The following is a 955-nucleotide window of genomic DNA, read 5'->3' on the forward strand; positions in this document are numbered from 1 at the left end:
CCTGTCGTGTTCCAGGTGCAGCAAGACCAGAGCTGCCTGGACGACCGCACCGATCCGCCAGGGATCGAGGCTGACTCTGCGCAGGGCCTTGTAGTTCTTCAGAAGTGCGTTCGCGCGCTCGCTGAGACCGTGGATCCCCCGAATGAGCTGGTTATAGGACTGCTCTCGTTCGGTCAGCACCCGCCCCGGGGCCTTCTTGACGGGGGTGCGCATTGCCGGGCTGAGGTTGAGATAGCCCAGGTCGGCGAGGGTAAGGACGCCGTGCTTGGCCGCTATGTCCTCCAACGCAGGCAGTAGACCTTCGGCTGCTCGGGCGCAGGTGGTGTCGTGCTCGCGTCCGGGTCGCACGGGCGAGGTCCACAGTGGCCAGCCGTCGGGGGTGGAAACGACCTGGACGTTTCCGCCGTGGTGTTTGTGCTTGCCTGACCACCATAGATCCGCGCTGTTGGGGCCGGGGGCGGCCACCCGGTCGGTGCGCACCAGCGTGCCGTCCAGGTTGAGGTGGGTGTGTCCTGCCTGGTGGGCCCGTTGCAGTGCGGTGTGCAGATCAGGGGCTTGGGAGGCTAGGACGTCGATGCCCTCGTGCAGGTAGGCGTAGACGGTGCTTTTCCCGATGTCGTTGTCGGTGGCGAGTTGGGCGGCGCGGGTCGCGTCCAGGAACCAGCGTAGGACGAGCACGGCCTGGTTGAAGGGGCTCAGGGCCCGGGTGCCCGGGCGGGTGCCGATCGTTTCTTGGTGTGCGGTGAGCAGCTGGGCGAGGTACTCGGCGGTGGGACGTTGGACGTCCAGGACCGCGGTGTAGGTGATACTGGGGGACACGTGAGGCCTTTGGTGAAGGGCTGTTCTTTGGCGAGAACTCTTCTACCAGGGGCCTTACGTCTGTTCTAGGGCGGGCGGGTGGACAGGCACTGCAAGGCATCACACTGAGTCACGACAGCTTGCCCGGAAAGGCTCA

Annotated in this window: 1 protein-coding gene; it reads right to left on the reverse strand. The window is 65.7% G+C overall.

The features are described from left to right. Positions 1–819 (reverse strand): HARBI1 family protein (locus tag ACYVDG_RS32670; RefSeq protein ID WP_460764167.1); only part of this gene is annotated, 819 nt, incomplete at its 3' end. Positions 820–955 lie beyond the last annotated feature (136 nt).

The organism is Nocardiopsis oceani (genome assembly GCF_054777395.1).